The following is a 16,898-nucleotide window of genomic DNA, read 5'->3' on the forward strand; positions in this document are numbered from 1 at the left end:
AGTGCCCCCTCGCCGACCCTAGGCAGCCGGGCCCGGGTGCGCTCGGCGGGTCGCCCACCCCGGTGAACAGCGCGTTTCCCGGCGCGGCACGCCCCCGCGGACGCCGGTAGCGTCGGGGAGTGCTCGGTCTCCCCGGCTCGATCCGTGCCTGCCTCTTCGACCTCGACGGCGTCCTCACCCGGACGGCGACGGTCCACATGGCCGCCTGGAAGCGCACCTTCGACGAGTTCCTGCGGTCCCGCGACCCCGGGGCGGCCGAGTTCACGCAGGCGGACTACAACCGCCACGTGGACGGCAAGCCGCGGCTCGACGGGGTGCGCGACTTCCTGGCCAGTCGCGGCATCACGCTGCCCCAGGGGACGCCGGAGGACCCGCCGGACGCCGCGACGGTGCACGGGGTGGGCCTGCGCAAGAACCAGCTGGTGCACGCCGAGCTCGCCGCGCACGGGGTCGAGGTCTACCCCGGCTCGATCCGCTACCTGCGGGCGGCCAAGGAGGCCGGCCTGGCCACCGCGGTGGTCACCGCGTCGCGCAACGGCGGGGAGGTGATCGAGGCCGGCGGCTTCGCCGACCTCATCGACGCCCGGGTGGACGGCGAGGTCGCGGCGGCGCAGGGGCTGCGCGGCAAGCCCGCCCCCGACACCTTCCTGGCCGGGGCCCGCGCGCTGGGCGTGCCGCCGGCGGAGGCGGTGGTGTTCGAGGACGCGCTGGCCGGGGTGGCCGCGGGCCGGGCGGGCGACTTCGGCTACGTCGTCGGCGTGGACCGGGTCGGGCAGGCTGATGCGCTGGCGGCGTCCGGTGCGGACGTCGTCGTCCAGGACCTCGCCGAGCTGCTGGAGGAGGGGTCGTGACCGAGGGCCGGCCGCACTTCCCGATCGAGCCGTGGTCGCTGACCGAGACGGGGCTCGACCACGCCTCCCTCGCCGTCCACGAGTCGGTCTTCGCGCTGTCCAACGGGCACATCGGCATGCGCGGCTCGTTCGAGGAGGGCGAGCCGGTCGTCGTCCCGGGCACCTACCTCAACGGCTTCTTCGAGGAGCGGCCGCTGCCCTACGCCGAGGTCGGGTACGGCTTCCCCGAGCAGGGGCAGACGGTCGTCAACGTGACCGACGGCAAGCTGGTGCGGCTGCTGGTCGGGGACACCCCGCTGGACCTGGCCTACGGCGAGATCGTCGAGCACCGCCGCACCCTGGACCTGCGTCGCGGCCTGCTGCGCCGTCACACCGAGTGGCGCTCGCCGAACGGCCGGGTGGTGACCGTGACCAGCACCCGGATGGTGTCGCTGCGCCGCCGCTCGATCGCCGCCATCGAGTACACCGTCGAGTGCACCGACGGTCAGGGCGACCTCTACATCGCGCTGCAGTCGGACCTGCTCGCCAACGAGCCCGTGGGCAGCGGCTCGGAGGCCGACGATCCCCGTGCGGCCGCGGCGCTGGCCCGCCCGCTGGTGAACGAGATGGCCGTGGCCCGCGGCCAGCGCGCGGTGCTGGTGCACCGGACCGCGCGCAGCCGGCTGCGGATGGCCGCCGGCATGGACCACGTCATCGACGTGCCCGACACCTCCACGGCCGACATCGAGGCCACCGACGACCTCGCCCGCTTCACTCTCGCCGCCCGGCTGCCCCAGGGCTCGTCGGTGAAGCTGGTCAAGTACCTCTCCTACGGCTGGTCCTCCCGGCGCTCGGCGGCGGCGCTGCGCGACCAGGTCGAGGGCGCGCTGGCGACGGCCAAGCTGGCCGGCTTCGAGCGGCTGCTGCGCGAGCAGCGCGAGGTGCTCGACGAGCACTGGCAGCACGCCGACGTCGAGATCGAGGGGGACGACGAGCTCCAGCAGGCCGTGCGGGTGGGCGTCTTCCACCTGCTGCAGGCCGGTCTGCGCGCCGAGCGCCAGCCCATCCCCGCCAAGGGCCTGACCGGCCCGGGCTACGACGGGCACACCTTCTGGGACACCGAGACCTACGTCCTCCCGGTGCTCACCTACATCGCACCGGCAGCCGCCCGCGACGCGCTGCGCTGGCGGCACTCGACCCTGGAGCTGGCCCGCGAGCGGGCCCGGGTGCTCGGCCTGGAGGGTGCGGCCTTCCCGTGGCGGACGATCCGCGGCGAGGAGACCTCCGGGTACTGGCCGGCGGGGACGGCGGCCTTCCACATCAACGCCGACATCGCCGACGCCGTCGTCCGGTACCACAACGCCACCGGCGACGAGGAGTTCGACCGTGACCACGGCGCCGAGCTGCTGATCGAGACCGCCCGGCTGTGGGCCTCGCTGGGCCACTTCGACGACGAGCACGGCTTCCGCATCGACGGCGTCACCGGCCCGGACGAGTACACCGCCGTCGTGGACAACAACGTCTACACGAACCTCATGGCGCAGCGGAACCTGCGCGAGGCGCTCGAGGCCGTGAAGCGCCAGCCCGACGTGGCCGGCCGGCTCGGCGTCACCGGGGACGAGACCGCCTGCTGGGACCGGGCCGCCGCGCTCATGGCGGTGCCCTACGACACCCGGCGCGGGGTGCACATGCAGTCCGACGCCTTCACCCACCACGAGGAGTGGGACTTCGAGGCCACGCCGCCCGAGCGCTACCCGCTGCTGATGCACTACCCCTACTTCGACATCTACCGCAAGCAGGTGGTCAAGCAGGCCGACCTGGTGATGGCGCTGCACCTGCGCGGGGACGCCTTCACCCTCGAGGAGAAGGCCGCCGACTTCGCCTACTACGAGGCGCGCACGGTGCGTGACTCCTCCCTGTCGGCCACCCAGCAGGCCGTGGTGGCCGCCGAGACCGGGCACCTGGCGCTGGCCTACGACTACTGGGGCGAGGCCACGCTCACCGACCTGCAGAACCTGCACGGCAACTCCGGGCACGGCCTGCACATCGCCTCGCTGGCCGGCGGCTGGACGGTCGCCGTCGCCGGGTTCGGCGGGATGCGCGACCACGACGGGCGGCTGACGTTCGCCCCGCGGCTGCCCGACCGGATCACCCGGCTGCGCTTCCGGCTCAACTACCAGGGCCGGCTGCTGGTGGTCACCGTGACGCCGACCGAGGCCAGCTACCGCCTCACCGAGGGGGATCCGCTCGACGTCCACCACCACGGGCGGCGGCTCACCGTCACCGAGGACGAGATCAGCGCCGAGATCCCGCCCGCGCCCGAGGTCGGGCCGGTCTTCCAGCCCCACGGCGTGGCCCCCCGGCGGCGCGGGCGGCGCTGAAAGAGGACCCCCTGCCCGCCGCCACTCGCAGGCTCGCGGCGGGACCCTGCAGGGGGCCGGCAGGCCCGGGACGGGGGAGTTAGCCCAGCAGCCACCAGCCGCCGAGCAGCAGCGCGCCGACGTCGACGAGCAGGAACAGCCCGACCCAGAGCACGGCCGGCAGGCGGGTGAGGCGGGCCAGCTGGTCGGCGTCGGAGTCCGGTGCCGCGCGGCGCCGCCGCGCCCGCTGCAGCTCCAGCACCGTCTTCGGGGCGGCCAGCAGCAGGAACCACGTGCCGGCCGCGGCGAAGGCGGCCTGCGCGGACGGCGGGAGCCACCCGGTGACGGCGAGGACGACGGCGCCGGTGGCCAGCACCGCCCACAGCCCGTACCAGTTGCGGATCTGCACCAGCAGCAGCGCGAGCAGGCCCAGCAACGCCCAGAGCAGCCCGACCGCGTGCCCGGCCGCCAGCAGCGCGGCCGCCCCCAGCCCGAACAGCGCCGGGCCGGTGTAGCCCGCGGCGCAGGTGAGTACCATGCCCGGCCCGGTCGGCCGCCCCGCCGACACGGTCAGCCCGGAGGTGTCCGAGTGCAGCCGGATGCCGGCCAGCCGGCGGCCCGCGGCGAGGGCCACCAGACCGTGCGCGCCCTCATGGGCGATGGTCACGACCGTGCGGGCCGGCCGCCACAGGGCAGGGGCGAGGACGACGGCGGCGGCCGCCACCAGTGCGCCCACGAGGACCGCCGTCGGCAGCTGGGGGAGGGGAGTGGTCACACGGGCCCAGAGCTCCTCGACGGCATCCACGCCGAGGAGTGAACCGCACGCGGCTGTGAACCACGCCGGGCCGGACACGGTCCCGCGCGGCGTGCCGGCCGCCGATGACGAAAGGCGACGGCGGCCGGAGCAACCGCCTCCCCACTCTTCATTTTGCCGTTATCCCTAACATAACTATAATAAACTTGTTTTTAGGAACCCAGGCAGTTGTCACAAAACCATTGCGTCGGGCCATCGCGATTCTGGTCTGCTGCTGACCTGCTCGTCCGGCGGATCGACCGACGGTAGGGGAGTGGCGCCGGCATCTTTGCGATCTCCGTGCTCAACACTTGAGCCTCGTGCTCGGAGAAGGGATCGCTCGGCACATACGCCTGCGTCCTGACTATGAGGAGCCGCCGCACTGACGCTCAGCGGGACGTTTCGTCAGGTGAGCGCGTTGCCGTCGGGGGCCTTCACGTGGGCGATGCGCCGGCCCCACGGCATGTCGTCGGCCGGCGCCAGCGCCCGACCACCGTGGGACTCGACCTGGGTGCGAGCGGCGTCGACGTCGGGTACCTCGATGTTGAGCGGCACTCGGCCGGTCGATGCTTCCTCGGTCGCACCGTCAGAGACGATGCTGAGCTTGGAGTGGCCGACCCGCAGGCCGAGGTAGAACGTCGGTTTGTCGTCCGGCATCCGGCTGGTCTCCGTCGCGCCGGCAATGCCGGCGTAGCAGTGCGTCAGGCGCTCGAGGTCGTGCGTAACGATCATCGGGGTGACGCTGCTGGGCGCGGAGTTTCTCTCGGTGAGGACGTCGACGGGTGAACGCTCGCGCGCTGGAGAACCCATCGGTCGCTGCTCACAGTGCCGGCGTCGTGGACGACCAGGAACCACGTGCACCCGGTGCGCGCGACGGCCGCGCCGATGTGCGACGGGCTGGTGGAGGGGCGGGGCTGCTCAGCGACGGATCGCGCGCAGTGACGTCACGTGACGAAAAGGGTGCGGAGAGAGTGACCGACCAATTCCCACCTCACCTTAGCCAGACTTAGTCATACCCTGGGTGCATGTCCACGACCGTCAACGTCCATGAGGCGAAGACCCACCTCTCGAGGCTCCTCGAGGCCGTCGAGGCGGGGGAGGACGTCGTCATCGCGCGGGCCGGCAAGCCGATCGCCCGGCTGGTGCCGGCGACCGTGCGGACCGAGCCGCGGAGGCCTGGAGCATGGCGGGGCCGGGGATGGATGGCGGACGACTTCGACGAGACGCCCGAGGAGCTGATCGCCGCCTTCCACGGTGACGCCGACTCGTGACGCTGCTGTTGGACACGCACGTCTTGCTGTGGTGGCTGTTCGGCGACCCGCGGCTGACGCCGACGATGCGGGAGGCGATCGCGGACCCGAGGTCGACGGTCCTGGTGTCAGCGGTGACGGCGTGGGAGATGGCGATCAAGGCCGCGGTGGGCAAGCTCGCCGTCCCTAATCGCCTGACCCAGCAGCTGGACCAGGAGGGTTTCGAGGCACTGCCGGTCACCGTCGAGGACGGCCTGGCAGCCGGCGCGCTGCCGAGACACCACAGCGACCCGTTCGACCGCATGCTCATCGCCCAGGCCGCGCGCCGGCGGTTCGTCTTGGTCACGGCGGACCGTCGTTTCGCTGGCTATGACGTGCGGACCCTGTCGTAGCCAAGTTTCAGCGGAGGAGACCTTCCGCCCAGTTACTTGACATAATGTGCATTATCGGCGTTGACCCTCAGGCGGCCGAGAGGGGTTGCGGGCGCCGACCGGGCCGACGGACATTCCGGTCGGTCAGGACGCACACTCGGCACGATGCACGATGTCTCGTCGACCGGTGCGTCGACCGGTGCGTCGACCGGTGCGTCGACCGGTGCGTCGACCGGTGCGTCGACCGGTGCGTCGACACGGCGGCGGCGACACGGCGGCGGCGACACGGCGGCGGCGACACGGCGACGGCTTACCGCCGCGTCAGCTCGACGACCGGTTGGCTCGACGTCGGGTCAGCTCGACGACCGATCGGCTGATCGATCGATCGGTTCGGCGACCCGTCGCTGCGTCGTCCTGGCGATGCCCGTGCCGTTCGTTCGCTCGGTCCTCCGGCCCGGCCGCCGGCCGTCGCACGTTGCCCGACGCCGCGATCTACCCACAGCCACACCGGGCGCCCGCCATCGCCCCTCTCGGGCGCCACTTCCCCGGTCTCCTCGTCTCCTCTCCCCTCACCCATCCGTCATTCCGTCACGGTGACGGAATGACGGATGGGTGAGGAGCTCGACGGGCGGACTGTGCAGGGGCTGCCTAGGGTCGGTGACATGCAACTCCGACGCCCGATCGCTGCCCTGATGACTGCCCTGGCGCTGTTCGGCGGCGGCGCCACGATGACCGCCTGTCAAGCAGCCGGGCAGGACCAGAACGACGGCAGCACCGATGAGAACGTGCCGCCGAACGTCGAGACCGACGAGGAATCCGACCCGTCGCAGGACAACGTGCCCGACCTGTCCGACCCCGAGGACGGCGTCGAGCAGGGCAACGGCAACGACGACGCCGACGACGGCTGATCCGCCGGGCCGGTGCGGTCAGCCGGCGGCGCGCTCGGAGACCCAGAGCCTGTCGAGCCGGCCGGTCGACCGCACCAGGTCCTGCAGGGAGCGTTCCAGTTCGGCCTTGGTGTGCCGCTCGCCGAGCAGGGTCTGCACGTCCTCGATCGCGCAGCGCAGCTGGTACAGCCGGTCCTGCAGCCCGTCGAGCTCGGCGCGGGTGACCAGCACCACGTCACCGGACAGCCCGGCCTTCGCCGTCGCCGAACGCTGCTCGTAGGCGCGCTGCCGGCAGGCCTGACCGCAGTACTGGCGCGGCCGCCCCACCGACCCCTGCTGGGGCAGCACCCGGCGACACCAGCCGCAGCGGCGCTCGCTGCCACTCCCCTTCCGCGGGCTGGGCAGCCCGGTCTCGGTCGTTGCCTCCTCGTCGATCATCCGGATCGTGTCTCGCTCTGCCACGCTGGGCACCGTAGACGCCGGTACCGACAGAACCGCGGGACACGCCCGGTGCGCGCCTGCGGGAGGTCCCGATCAGCGTCTGGACCAGCGGCGTTAGCGTGTCGGCGTGGCCTCGGTCCGGTATGCGTTCCTCGACGGGCCCACTCCCCTCGCGATGGCCCACCGGGGCGGGGCGATCGAGCACCTGGAAAACTCCATGCCGGCCTTCGAGGCCTGCGTGGCGATCGGCTACCGCTACCTCGAGACCGATGTCCGGGTGACCGCCGACGGCGTGCCGGTCGTCTTCCACGACCCGACCCTGGACCGCGTCACCGACCGCTCCGGACGGGTCGATCAGCTCACCTGGGCCGAACTGGCACCGGCGCGGATCGGCGGGCGGGAGCCGATCCTGCGGCTCGAGGAGCTGCTCGGCGCCTGGCCCGACGTGCGGTTCAACCTCGACATCAAGGCCCCCGGCGTCGTCGCCCCGCTGGCCCGGACCGTGCGCCGGCTGGGCGTCGAGGACCGCATCTGCCTGGGCTCGTTCTCCGACGCCCGGGTCGCCGCGGCCCGCCGGGTGTTCGGGCCCTCGGTGTGCACCTCGCTGGGACCGCGTGGGGTGGCGGCGCTGCGGCTGTCCTCCTACTCCCCCCGCGCCGCCGGGCTGGTGCGCATCCCCGCCGGCTGCGCGCAGGTGCCGCTGCAGCTGGGGGGCCGGGCGCTGGTCGACGAGCGCTTCATCACCGCGGCGCATGCCCGCGGGCTGCAGGTGCACGTCTGGACGGTGGACACCGAGGAGGAGGCCACCGCCGTCCTGGAGCTCGGGGTGGACGGCGTGATGACCGACCGCCCGGCGATGCTCCGCGGCCTGCTGGAGCGCCGCGGCCAGTGGGTCCCGCGGTGAGCGCGGCCGTCCCGGGCGGCGTCGTCCCCGGCGACATCCCGGCATGACCAGCGCCTGCTGGACGACCCCGATCACGGCTGACACCCTGCGGCCGTGACGACCGCCGCCACCACCGGGCCGACCAGCCCCGCTGCCGACCGCGCGCTGCGCCGCGAGCGGTTCGGCTGGTACTCCTACGACTGGGCGATGTCGGTGTTCAACACCAGCGTCACCACGGTCTTCCTCGGGCCCTACCTGACGGCAGTCGCCGAGGAGGCGGCCGGCCCCGACGGCCGGCTGGGCTTCCTGGGCCTGTCCATCCCGCCGGGCAGCTGGTTCTCCTACGTGCTGTCGGCCTCGGTGCTGCTGCAGGTCCTCGTGCTGCCGCTGACCGGCGCCGTGGCCGACCGCACGGGGCGCAAGCGCGAGCTGCTCGCCGGGTTCGCCGCGCTGGGGGCCCTGGCCACGACGGCGCTGTACTTCGTCGCCGACGGCCGCTACCTGCTCGGCGCGGTCCTGTTCATCCTGGCCAACATCAGCTTCGGCGCGGCCACCGTCGTCTACTACTCGTGGCTGCCCACCCTGGCCGCGCCCGACGAGCGGGACGCCGTCTCCAGCCGCGGGTGGGCGTTCGGTTACGTCGGCGGCGCCCTGCTGCTCGCCGTCCACCTGGGGCTGGTGCTCGGGGCGCCGTCCCTGGGGCTGACCACCGGCGAGGCGGTGCGGATCTGCCTGGCCACCGCGGGCCTGTGGTGGGGGGCGTTCACCGTCTTCACCGTCTCCCGCCTCCGCAACCGGCCGGTGCGGGAGGCGGCCGGGCGGCCACGCAGCGGCTTCCGTCAACTGGCGACGACGATGCGCGAGATGCGGGCCTTCCCGCTGACGTTGTGGTTCCTCGGCGCGTACCTGCTGTTCAACGACGGGGTCCAGACCGTCATCTCGCTGTCGGCGACCTACGCCACCGAGGAGCTGGGCCTGGAGCAGTCGGTGCTGACCGGCGCGATCCTCATGGTGCAGGTGGTGGCAATCGCCGGCGCGCTGGGCCTGGGCCGGCTGGCCGCCCGCTACGGCGCCAAGCGGACCGTCCTCGGCGCCCTGGTGGCGTGGATCGGCGTCCTGCTCGCCGCGTTCTTCCTGCAGGCCGGCGCGGTCGGGCAGTTCTACGCCCTCGCCGCCGTCATCGGGCTGGTGCAGGGCGGCACCCAGGCGCTGTCCCGGTCGCTGTTCAGCCAGCTCATCCCGGCCGGCAAGGAGGCCGAGTACTACGGCTTCTACGAGATCAGCGACCGCGGCACCAGCTGGCTGGGCCCGCTGGCCTTCGGGCTGACCTACCAGCTGACCGGCTCCTACCGGCTGGCGATCGTCAGCCTCGTCGTCTTCTTCGTGGCCGGCTTCGCCGCGCTGGCGGCGCTGCCCATCCGCCGCGCGGTCGTCGCGGCGGGCAACACCCCACCGGAGCGTCTGTGAGCGAGCCGGCGAGGTCACCGACGAGCAGAGCACCCCGTGGCACGGGGCCGACGAGCGCCGGCGAGACGGTCGTCGTCGCCGGCGCCGGACGACGGGGACGCCGACGTGCACTACCAGGTGCTCTGCCGGCGCCACCACGTGCTGGGCCAGCTGGGGCCGACGGCGGCCGGTCCGGGCCAGCTGGCGCTGCGCTGAACTCGGTCGAACCGCGGGCCTCGGCGTCCTCCTCCCCCGGTGTGCTCACGGCCGCCAGGGTGCCCGGGGAGCGGCCCGGGCTCACCCGGAGGGGGGTCGCTGAGCGTCGCCATACCACCCCATGCGATGATTCGGGACCGATTCCGCGGAATCTCTCCGCGAACTCTGTCGTTGGTCCTCTTGATCCCGCCGTGCAGTGGGTAGACCCCTGCTGCGACGGTGAGTCCGGACTGACACCACCAGCACGAGAGGACGGTGTGCCATGGGCGAGCGTTCCCTGCGGGGCAGCCGACTGGGCAGCGTGAGCTACGAGACCGAGCGGAACACCGCGCCGATCGAGCGGCAGTACGCGGAGTACCGGTGCCCGTCGGGTCACCTGTTCACCGTGCCCTTCGCGGACGACGCCGAGCTCCCCGACACCTGGGAGTGCAAGTTCGACGGGGCGGCCGCCAAGCTGGTCGGTGGCACCGAGCCCGCGCCCAAGAAGGTCAAGCCCCCGCGGACGCACTGGGACATGCTCCTGGAGCGCCGCTCGGTGGAGGACCTCGAGGAGGTCCTGGCCGAGCGCCTCGAGGTGCTCCGCGGGCGGCGGACCCGCGCCAGCTGACACAGCCGCCCGACGGCACGCAGAACGGCCCCGGTGGGATCCCCACCGGGGCCGTTCTGCGTCCCCGGTCGATACGAGCTCCCGACCTCAGCGGTCGATCACGGGACCGGTGCCGGCGACACGCGCCGACACGCCGTGCGCCCGGCAACAACCCCATGATCAACGGTGTGTGGACGGGGGGTCCCCCCAACGGCATGAGGCGGTTCAGGGGCGCTCGTCGCGCACCAGCTCGTCCCGCACGACCTCGCCCTCGATGACCAGCGGCCGCCCCGCGCGGTAGGCGTGCGCGCCGGCGCCGGACGGGCCGCCCAGGGGCCCCTCCGCGCGGGCGCTGCGCACCCGCACCGGCCCCCGCAGCTCGACCGGCAGCCGGGCGGCCACCGTGCGGCCGAGCAGGCCGCGGACCAGGAAGCGCGTCGGCGGCAGCAGGCACAGCAGCCCGACGACGTCCCCGAGGAAGCCGGGCAGCACCATCAGCAGCCCGCCGACGGCGATCAGCCCGGCGTCCCCCAGTGCCCGCCCCGGGGCCCGGCGTTCGCGGGCTCGCTCCCGCAGCTCGGCCAGCGCCCGGCTGCCCTGCCGGGCCAGCAGAGCCCAGCCCAGCGCGGTGGTGGCCAGGGTGGCCAGCACCGTCCACCCCACGCCGATCCACGAGGCGACCAGGACGAGGACGACGACCTCGGCCAGCGCCCACAGCCCCACCAGCACGCGCACGCGGTGTCCCACGGCTCTCCTCCCGCCCGCACACCCCGGCGGCCCCGGGGTCCGCCTACCGGACCCCGGTCGACCGCCCGCCGTCGCGGACACGTCCCGGCACGGGGCGGCGGACCCGGCCCGGCAGCCGGTCGGCCAGCCGGTCCTGCAGGCCCCACCAGGTGACCCGTACCAACGCCTCCTGAACGATCGAGCGGCTCATCTTGCTCCGCCCGAACGCGCGCTCGGTGAAGGTGATCGGCACCTCCACCACCCGGGCGCCGGCGCGGACCGCCCGCCACGCCCAGTCGACCTGGAAGCAGTAGCCCTGGCTGGCGACGTCGTCGAAGGGCAGCCGGTCGACCAGCTCGCCGCGCACCGCCCGGAACCCACCCGTCGCATCGGCCAGGGGCAGCCGCAGCGACCACCGCGTCCACAGGTTGCCCGCGCGGGAGAGCAGCAGCCGGTGCACCGGCCAGTCCTCCACCCGGCCGCCGCGCACGTACCGCGAGCCCAGCACCAGGTCGGCGCCCGCCAGTGCCGCCAGCAGGTCGGGCAGCTGCTCGGGGTGGTGCGAGCCGTCGGCGTCCATCTCGACCAGGACGTCGTAGCCGCGCTCGCGGCCCCACCGGAAGCCGGCGACGTAGGCCGGTCCCAGGCCGGCCTTGGTGGTCCGGCGCAGCACGTGCACCCGCGGGTCGAGGGCGGCCAGCTTCTCGGCCAGCTCGCCGGTGCCGTCGGGCGAGCCGTCGTCCACCACGAGGGCGTGCGCGTCCGGGACCGCCGCCTGCAGCCGCTCCAGGATCGGCTCGAGGTTCTCCACCTCGTCGTAGGTGGGGACGACGACCAGCACCCGCGGCGCGGTCACGCCGTCCCCGTGCGCGCCCGGCGGCGCAGCGCGGGCGCGGCGACCACCAGCAGCGCCCCGACCCCCAGCGCGCTCAGCAGCCACTCCGGGCCTGCCCCCAGCCGCTCGGCGAGGGTGCTGGAGTCCCGCTGGGCGATCTCCTCGACGAAGACGGCGGACTCGAACAGCCCCGAGGAGGCGGCCAGCGAGCCGTCGGGGGCGATGACCGCCGAGATGCCGCTGGTGGAGGCCAGGGCTACCGAGCGTCCGAACTCCACCGCGCGGACGCGGGCCGCGGCGACCTGCTGCTCGCTCTCGGCGCTGTACCCGAAGGTGGCGTTGTTGGTCTGGACGACGAGCATCCCGGCACCCGCGCGGACGGCGTCGAGCACCAGACCGTCGTAGACCACCTCGAAGCAGATCACGTCGGCGATCCGGGCGCCGCCCACCTCCAGCAGGCCGACCTCGTCCCCGGCGGCGAAGTCGCGGCGCACCAGGTCGACCTTGTCGCTGAACAGGCGGAAGAAGTCGCGGGCCGGGATGTACTCGCCGAAGGGGACCGGATGGCGCTTGACGTAGGTGTCCCCCGGCCCCGTCTCGGGGTCCCAGACGATCGCGGTGTTGCTGATGAACTCCCCCGGGCCGTCGACGACCGCCCCCACCAGGATCGGTGCGCCGATCGCGTCGGCGGCCCGGCTGATCTCCCGGGCGGCGTCGGCGTTGCCGTAGGGGTCGATGTCGGAGCTGTTCTCCGGCCACACGACGAGGTCCGGCTGCGGCTGCTCCCCGGCGGCGACTGCCTCGGCCAGGCCGATCGTCTGGTCGACGTGGTTGTCCAGGACCGCACGGCGGCGCTCGTTGAACTCCAGGCCCGGCTTCGGCACGTCGCCCTGCACCACCGCGACCGTGCGGGTCGGCCCGCCCGCGGTCAGCGAGGAGCCGGGCAGCGGCAGCCAGGCCAGCCCGCCCAGCGCCGGGACGGCCAGCGCGCCCAGGGCGGCGAGCGCCGCGGCACGCCGTCCCCCTCGGTGCAGGCGCAGGACGGCGGCGGCCAGCAGCGTGCCGGTGAGCGCGATCGCGAAGCCGACCAGGGGCACCCCGCCGTACGCGGCGAACGCCAGGAACGGGCCCTCGGTCTGGCTCAGGCCCAGCCGGCCCCACGGGAACCCGCCGAAGGGGAACCGGCCGCGCAGCGCCTCCTGGCCCACCCAGAGGGCCGCCGCCCACAGCGGCCACAGCGGCAGCCGGGACGTGGCGGCCGTCGCCGCGCCGAGGAGGGCGACGTAGGCGGCCTGCGACATGGCGAGGGCCAGCCACGGCAGGGCGCCGACGAAGATGCCGCTCCAGGACAGCAGCGGCACGAAGAACGTCAGGCCGGCCACCAGGCCCAGCCAGGCCCCGGAGCGGGCGCGCTGCCCGTGGACGGCCAGCGCCAGGGCGGCCGGACCGAGCGGTGCCAGCAGCGGCAGCGAGGAGCCGGGGAAGGCCAGCAGGAGCAGCACGCCGGCGAGGACGGCCAGCAGCGTGCGCCACGGCAGGCGCCACCGGGACGCGGCGGCGGGGGCCCGGCCGGAGGACCCGGCGGGCCGCTCGAGGGTGCCGGTCGGCGTCGCTGACGGCACCTGTGCCTCCCGTGCACCCGTGCGGCCGGGAGCTCCCGGCCGCTGGTCCGCCCCCGCGCCGGTCGGACGGGGTCGCGACCACCGGCGGCGACGCCGGTGGTCCGCGACCCAGCATCCCATCCCGTCGCGGACTTGCCGACGACCCGTTCGGGGTCACCTGTCCGTGCCGGAACCCGGTGCGCGCCGACGGCGGTCGCGGCCCGGCCGTCGCGCCCCGGGGCCGGCCGGCCGGTCGCTGGTCGCGAGGGGCGGGTCGTTGTCCGGGTGCACGGGGCCGGGCGGACCTCCGCCGGGTGCCCGGCGCGCGCCGCCTCCGGTCAGCCGCCGGCGCCCGACGGCCCGGGCTGCGGCCGGGGCGACGCCCGTCCGCGTGGCCGGGGAGCCCGCACGACTGGTCCGGAGGAGCTGGCACCGGTGCCCCCGGGTGGAACTGCAGGCACTGTAAGGAACGTGCCACCGGGGTCCGACGCCCCCGCGGACCGTGTGACGGACCGTGACCTGTTCGTGCCCTACGCGGCGGGGTCGCCGACCGGGGCGCCGTCCACCAGCAGCCGGCGGCAGGCGGGCCGGCCCCGCCCCGCGAGGACCGCCGAGAGCGTCTCCGCCGTCGCCCACAGCGCCAGGTCCGCCGGCGCGCCGATCGCCAGCGGCCCCGGCGGGTGTTCCGCGCGGGCGGCGTGCCAGCCGCCGTGCGTGGCCGCGTCGAAGGCGTCGAAGGGGCGCAGCCCCGACATCGGCGTGCGGTGGTCGACCGCCGCGTGCACCCCGCCCCACGGGTCCAGCGGGGTGACCGGGGCGTCGCTGCCCAGCGCGAGCGGGACCCCGGCGTCGGCCAGGTCGGCGAACGGGTTGGTCGCCAGTGCCCGCTCCACACCCAGCCGCTCGGCGTACATCCCGGCGTCCCCACCCCAGGCCGCGTCGAAGGCCGGCTGCACGCTGGCGACCATCCCCCAGTCCCGCAGCCGCTCGACGGCCGCCGGGGACACCATCTCGACGTGCTCGAGGCGGTGCCGGCACGCGCGCACCGCGGCCCGGCCGAGTTCGGCGACGACCACGCCGACCGCGTCGAGCACCTGGTCGACGGCGGCGTCCCCGATGACGTGGAAGCCGGCCTGCACGCCGGCGCGGGTGCAGGCCCGCACGTGCTCGACCAGGGACGCCGTCTCGAAGCGCAGGTGCCCGGTCGTCTCGGGTCGGTCACTGTAGGAACGGCTCAGCGCGGCGGTGTGCGAGCCGAGCGCGCCGTCGCAGAACAGGTCCCCGCCAGCACCGGCCAGGCCCAGCTCGCGCACCAGCTCCAGGCCACCGCGCTCGGCGAGCTCGCCCCAGTAGCCGAGCACCCGCGGTCCGGGCTCGGCGGCGGCGATCGCCAGCAGGCCGGCCAGGTCGTCGGCGCCGGACACCTCGGGGCCGGCCATCTCGTGCAGGCTGCCGATGCCCAGGGCCGCCGCCGCCGTCCGGGTGGCCCGCTGCGCGGCGCCGCGCTGGGTGGCGTCCACCGCGCCGTAGGCGGCCTGCCGGGCGGCGTGGTGGGCGTCGAGGCGCAGCTGCCCGTCCGGGGCGAAGCCGGGCAGGCCGGCAATCCCCGGGATCCGGTCCAGGAGCGCGGTCGAGACGGTGGCGGAGTGGACGTCGACCCGCGCCAGGTAGGCCGGCCGGTCGCCGACGACGGCGTCGACGTCGGCGCGGATGAGCCCGCGCCCTTCCGGCCAGCCGGTCTCGTCCCAGCCGGTGCCCAGCAGGACGCCGCCCGGAGTGGCCGTGGCGTGCGCCCGGAGCGACGTCACGGCGTCGGCAAGGCTCAAGCTGGAGTGGAGGTCGAGGCCGTTCAGCGCCAGACCGGTCGCCGTGGCGTGCACGTGGGCGTCGACGAAGGCGGGGGTGAGCAGCGCGCCCTCCCCCGCGAGCACCCGGTCCGCGGACGGTGCGCCGGCAGCGTCGCCCACCCAGGCGATCCGGCCGCCCTCGACGAGCAGTGCCCGGCCGGCGCGGTCGCCGATCGTCACGTCGGTGACCAGCAGGCGTCCGGTCACGCCCCCTCCCCTCTGTCGCGCGGCCGCCGTCCGCGCCCGGGGAAGGACACCACGGCGCCTCCGGCAGTGCCTCCCGGGGGGCCGGCGTCCGGTGGCCGCGGGCCGCCCCCGGCGGTAGGCAGGACGGTGTGACGGCCGACGGCGGGGAGCTGCGCACGGCCCGGTTGCGGCTGCGGGCCTGGACCACCCGCCGGGACGACCTGGCGCGCCTGGTGGACCTCTACGGCCGCGACGAGGTCACCCGCTGGCTGGGCGGGACACCCTCGGTCCCGCCGGTGGAGCTGGTCGCCCGGTGGCGCGCGGTGGCCGAGGCCGACGAGCGCTTCGGGGTCTGGGCGCTCGAGCTGGACTCCGGGACCGTGGCCGGCACCGTGCTGCTCAAGCCCCTGCCGCACGGCGTGGGCGAGGTGGAGGTCGGCTGGCACCTGCACCCGGACAGCTGGGGCCGCGGATACGCCACCGAGGCGGCGCGGGCGGTGATCGACCGGGGGTTCCAGGCGGGCCTGCCGGAGGTCTACGCCGTCGTCCGGCCCGGCAACACCGCGTCGGTGGCGGTCTGCGCCCGGCTGGGGATGACCCCGCTGGGCCGCATGCGCCGCTGGTACGACGTCGAGCTCGACGCCTTCCGGCTCATGGCGCCGGTCGTGGTCGACTGAAGGAGGACCCCCTCCTCCCCACCCCTCGCGAACTCGGGCGGTGCCCGGGAGGGGGCCGGGGCCATCGACGTCGACCCAGCAGCTGATGGAGCCGCTCAGCGGCCCCGGCGGCGGCGCAGCAGCCTGCGCGCCTTCGCCAGGGGGCTCGCCTTCGGGCGGGCGCCCCGGACGTCGCTGTGGTCGAGCCGCACGGCCTCCTCCAGGCTCGGCGCGGTGCCCCCCAGGTGCGCCGGCTGCCACCAGAGGTCGTCGGGGCCGGCCGGCGGCTGCGGGTAGGTGCGCTGCGCCTCGTCGACCAGCGCCTCCATCGCCGTGCGGATGCGGGCCAGCAGCGCGCGCGGCTCCTCCCCCGGCTCGGGCCGGATCGGCTCGCCGAGGACGACGGTGACCGCCACACCGCGGGTCAGCTGGATGGGGTGGTGCTTGGTGAACAGCCGCTGGCCGCCCCACACCGCCGCGGGGATCACCGGGACGCCGGCGTCGATCGCCATCCGCGCGGCGCCGCCCTTGAGCTCCTTGACCCGGAAACTGCTGCTGATCGTCGCCTCCGGGAAGACGCCGACCACCTCGCCGTCCTTGAGCGCCCGGACCGCGAGGTCGAACGCGCCCGCACCGGCCTTCCGGTCGACCGGGATGTGGTGCATCGCCCGCATGAAGGGCCCGGAGAAGCCGTGGTGGAAGACCGAGGCCTTGGCCATGAACCGCACCAGCCGGTGCTGCGGCAGCGCCGCCAGGCCGAGGAAGGTGAAGTCCAGGTAGCTGACGTGGTTGCTGCAGATGACCGCGCCACCCGTCGGCGGCACGTGCTCGGCGCCGCGGACGTCGAAACGGAAGCGCAGCAGCCGGAAGACGACCAGTGCCAGCCGGATGACCAGCCGGTAGGGACGGTCCCGGAGATCCGGGCGGGGGCCGAAGAGGTCCCGGCGGACGACGTCGCGCCAGCTCGCGGTGTACATGGCGGGA

At 74.6% G+C, this 16,898-nt stretch carries 17 protein-coding genes; 9 read left to right on the forward strand and 8 right to left on the reverse strand.

Annotated elements, in window-relative coordinates:
- Window positions 1-119: 119 nt before the first annotated feature.
- Window positions 120-851, forward strand: a complete 732-nt coding sequence (locus CNO22_RS05540; protein WP_100498340.1) for an HAD family hydrolase — start codon at window positions 120-122, stop codon at window positions 849-851.
- The gene (locus CNO22_RS05545; protein WP_100498341.1) at window positions 848-3,211 is read left to right on the forward strand and encodes a glycoside hydrolase family 65 protein; all 2,364 of its coding nucleotides are present in this window, start codon (window positions 848-850) and stop codon (window positions 3,209-3,211) included. Before CNO22_RS05540 ends, CNO22_RS05545 begins: the two co-directional genes overlap by 4 nt.
- 79 nt (window positions 3,212-3,290) lie before the next feature.
- On the opposite strand, the gene CNO22_RS05550 is transcribed toward CNO22_RS05545, so the two are convergent.
- A complete protein-coding gene (locus CNO22_RS05550; protein WP_232806813.1) occupies window positions 3,291-3,965 on the reverse strand; it encodes a M50 family metallopeptidase in 675 nt (224 codons plus the stop codon).
- Between the two features lie 423 nt (window positions 3,966-4,388).
- On the reverse strand, window positions 4,389-4,715 hold the full coding sequence (locus tag CNO22_RS05555; protein ID WP_232806814.1) for a VOC family protein: 327 nt from the start codon (window positions 4,713-4,715) through the stop codon (window positions 4,389-4,391).
- Window positions 4,716-5,008: 293 nt separating this feature from the next.
- Between CNO22_RS05555 and CNO22_RS05560 the strand changes: the two genes are divergently transcribed.
- The 3 genes from CNO22_RS05560 (at window position 5,009) to CNO22_RS05575 (ending at window position 6,512) form a co-directional block, all read left to right on the forward strand.
- Window positions 5,009-5,254: a type II toxin-antitoxin system Phd/YefM family antitoxin gene (locus CNO22_RS05560; RefSeq protein ID WP_100498344.1), complete on the forward strand. Its 246-nt coding sequence runs from the start codon at window positions 5,009-5,011 to the stop codon at window positions 5,252-5,254.
- Window positions 5,251-5,625, forward strand: coding sequence for a type II toxin-antitoxin system VapC family toxin (locus tag CNO22_RS05565; protein WP_100498345.1), 375 nt, complete (start codon window positions 5,251-5,253; stop codon window positions 5,623-5,625). Before CNO22_RS05560 ends, CNO22_RS05565 begins: the two co-directional genes overlap by 4 nt.
- A 641-nt stretch (window positions 5,626-6,266) precedes the next feature.
- On the forward strand, window positions 6,267-6,512 hold the full coding sequence (locus CNO22_RS05575; protein ID WP_100498347.1) for a hypothetical protein: 246 nt from the start codon (window positions 6,267-6,269) through the stop codon (window positions 6,510-6,512).
- 18 nt (window positions 6,513-6,530) lie between these two features.
- On the opposite strand, the gene CNO22_RS05580 is transcribed toward CNO22_RS05575, so the two are convergent.
- Window positions 6,531-6,953 carry a hypothetical protein gene (locus CNO22_RS05580; RefSeq protein ID WP_232806815.1) on the reverse strand — a complete coding sequence of 141 codons (423 nt, stop codon included), beginning with the start codon at window positions 6,951-6,953 and terminating at the stop codon, window positions 6,531-6,533.
- 106 nt (window positions 6,954-7,059) lie between these two features.
- Between CNO22_RS05580 and CNO22_RS05585 the strand changes: the two genes are divergently transcribed.
- The 3 genes from CNO22_RS05585 to CNO22_RS05600 all read left to right on the forward strand — a co-directional run bounded on the left by CNO22_RS05585 (window position 7,060) and on the right by CNO22_RS05600 (window position 10,084).
- Window positions 7,060-7,836, forward strand: a complete 777-nt coding sequence (locus CNO22_RS05585) for a glycerophosphodiester phosphodiesterase (RefSeq protein WP_198588124.1) — start codon at window positions 7,060-7,062, stop codon at window positions 7,834-7,836.
- Window positions 7,837-7,929: 93 nt separating this feature from the next.
- Window positions 7,930-9,282 carry an MFS transporter gene (locus CNO22_RS05590; RefSeq protein WP_100498348.1) on the forward strand — a complete coding sequence of 451 codons (1,353 nt, stop codon included), beginning with the start codon at window positions 7,930-7,932 and terminating at the stop codon, window positions 9,280-9,282.
- A gap of 457 nt (window positions 9,283-9,739) precedes the next feature.
- Window positions 9,740-10,084 (forward strand): RNA polymerase-binding protein RbpA, encoded by a 345-nt coding sequence (locus tag CNO22_RS05600; protein ID WP_012948772.1) that lies wholly within the window; start codon window positions 9,740-9,742, stop codon window positions 10,082-10,084.
- Between the two features lie 204 nt (window positions 10,085-10,288).
- Here CNO22_RS05600 and CNO22_RS05605 read toward each other — a convergent pair whose 3' ends face one another.
- The 4 genes from CNO22_RS05605 to CNO22_RS05620 all read right to left on the reverse strand — a co-directional run bounded on the left by CNO22_RS05605 (window position 10,289) and on the right by CNO22_RS05620 (window position 15,279).
- The gene (locus CNO22_RS05605) at window positions 10,289-10,810 is read right to left on the reverse strand and encodes an FxsA family protein (RefSeq protein ID WP_100498349.1); all 522 of its coding nucleotides are present in this window, start codon (window positions 10,808-10,810) and stop codon (window positions 10,289-10,291) included.
- A 43-nt stretch (window positions 10,811-10,853) separates the two neighbouring features.
- A complete protein-coding gene (locus CNO22_RS05610; protein WP_100498350.1) occupies window positions 10,854-11,645 on the reverse strand; it encodes a polyprenol monophosphomannose synthase in 792 nt (263 codons plus the stop codon).
- On the reverse strand, window positions 11,642-13,246 hold the full coding sequence (gene lnt / locus CNO22_RS05615) for an apolipoprotein N-acyltransferase (protein ID WP_100498351.1): 1,605 nt from the start codon (window positions 13,244-13,246) through the stop codon (window positions 11,642-11,644). The genes CNO22_RS05610 and lnt overlap by 4 nt, the downstream gene beginning before the upstream one ends.
- 509 nt (window positions 13,247-13,755) lie before the next feature.
- Window positions 13,756-15,279, reverse strand: coding sequence for an amidohydrolase (locus CNO22_RS05620; RefSeq protein ID WP_100498352.1), 1,524 nt, complete (start codon window positions 15,277-15,279; stop codon window positions 13,756-13,758).
- 128 nt (window positions 15,280-15,407) lie between these two features.
- Here CNO22_RS05620 and CNO22_RS05625 point away from each other — a divergent pair, with 128 nt between their 5' ends.
- Window positions 15,408-15,935, forward strand: a complete 528-nt coding sequence (locus CNO22_RS05625) for a GNAT family N-acetyltransferase (protein ID WP_100498353.1) — start codon at window positions 15,408-15,410, stop codon at window positions 15,933-15,935.
- A gap of 95 nt (window positions 15,936-16,030) precedes the next feature.
- Here CNO22_RS05625 and CNO22_RS05630 read toward each other — a convergent pair whose 3' ends face one another.
- The gene (locus tag CNO22_RS05630) at window positions 16,031-16,891 is read right to left on the reverse strand and encodes a lysophospholipid acyltransferase family protein (protein ID WP_100498354.1); all 861 of its coding nucleotides are present in this window, start codon (window positions 16,889-16,891) and stop codon (window positions 16,031-16,033) included.
- Window positions 16,892-16,898: the final 7 nt, after the last annotated feature.

The sequence above is a fragment of the Geodermatophilus chilensis genome (assembly GCF_002802985.1).
Classification (GTDB): Bacteria; Actinomycetota; Actinomycetes; order Mycobacteriales; family Geodermatophilaceae; genus Geodermatophilus; species Geodermatophilus chilensis.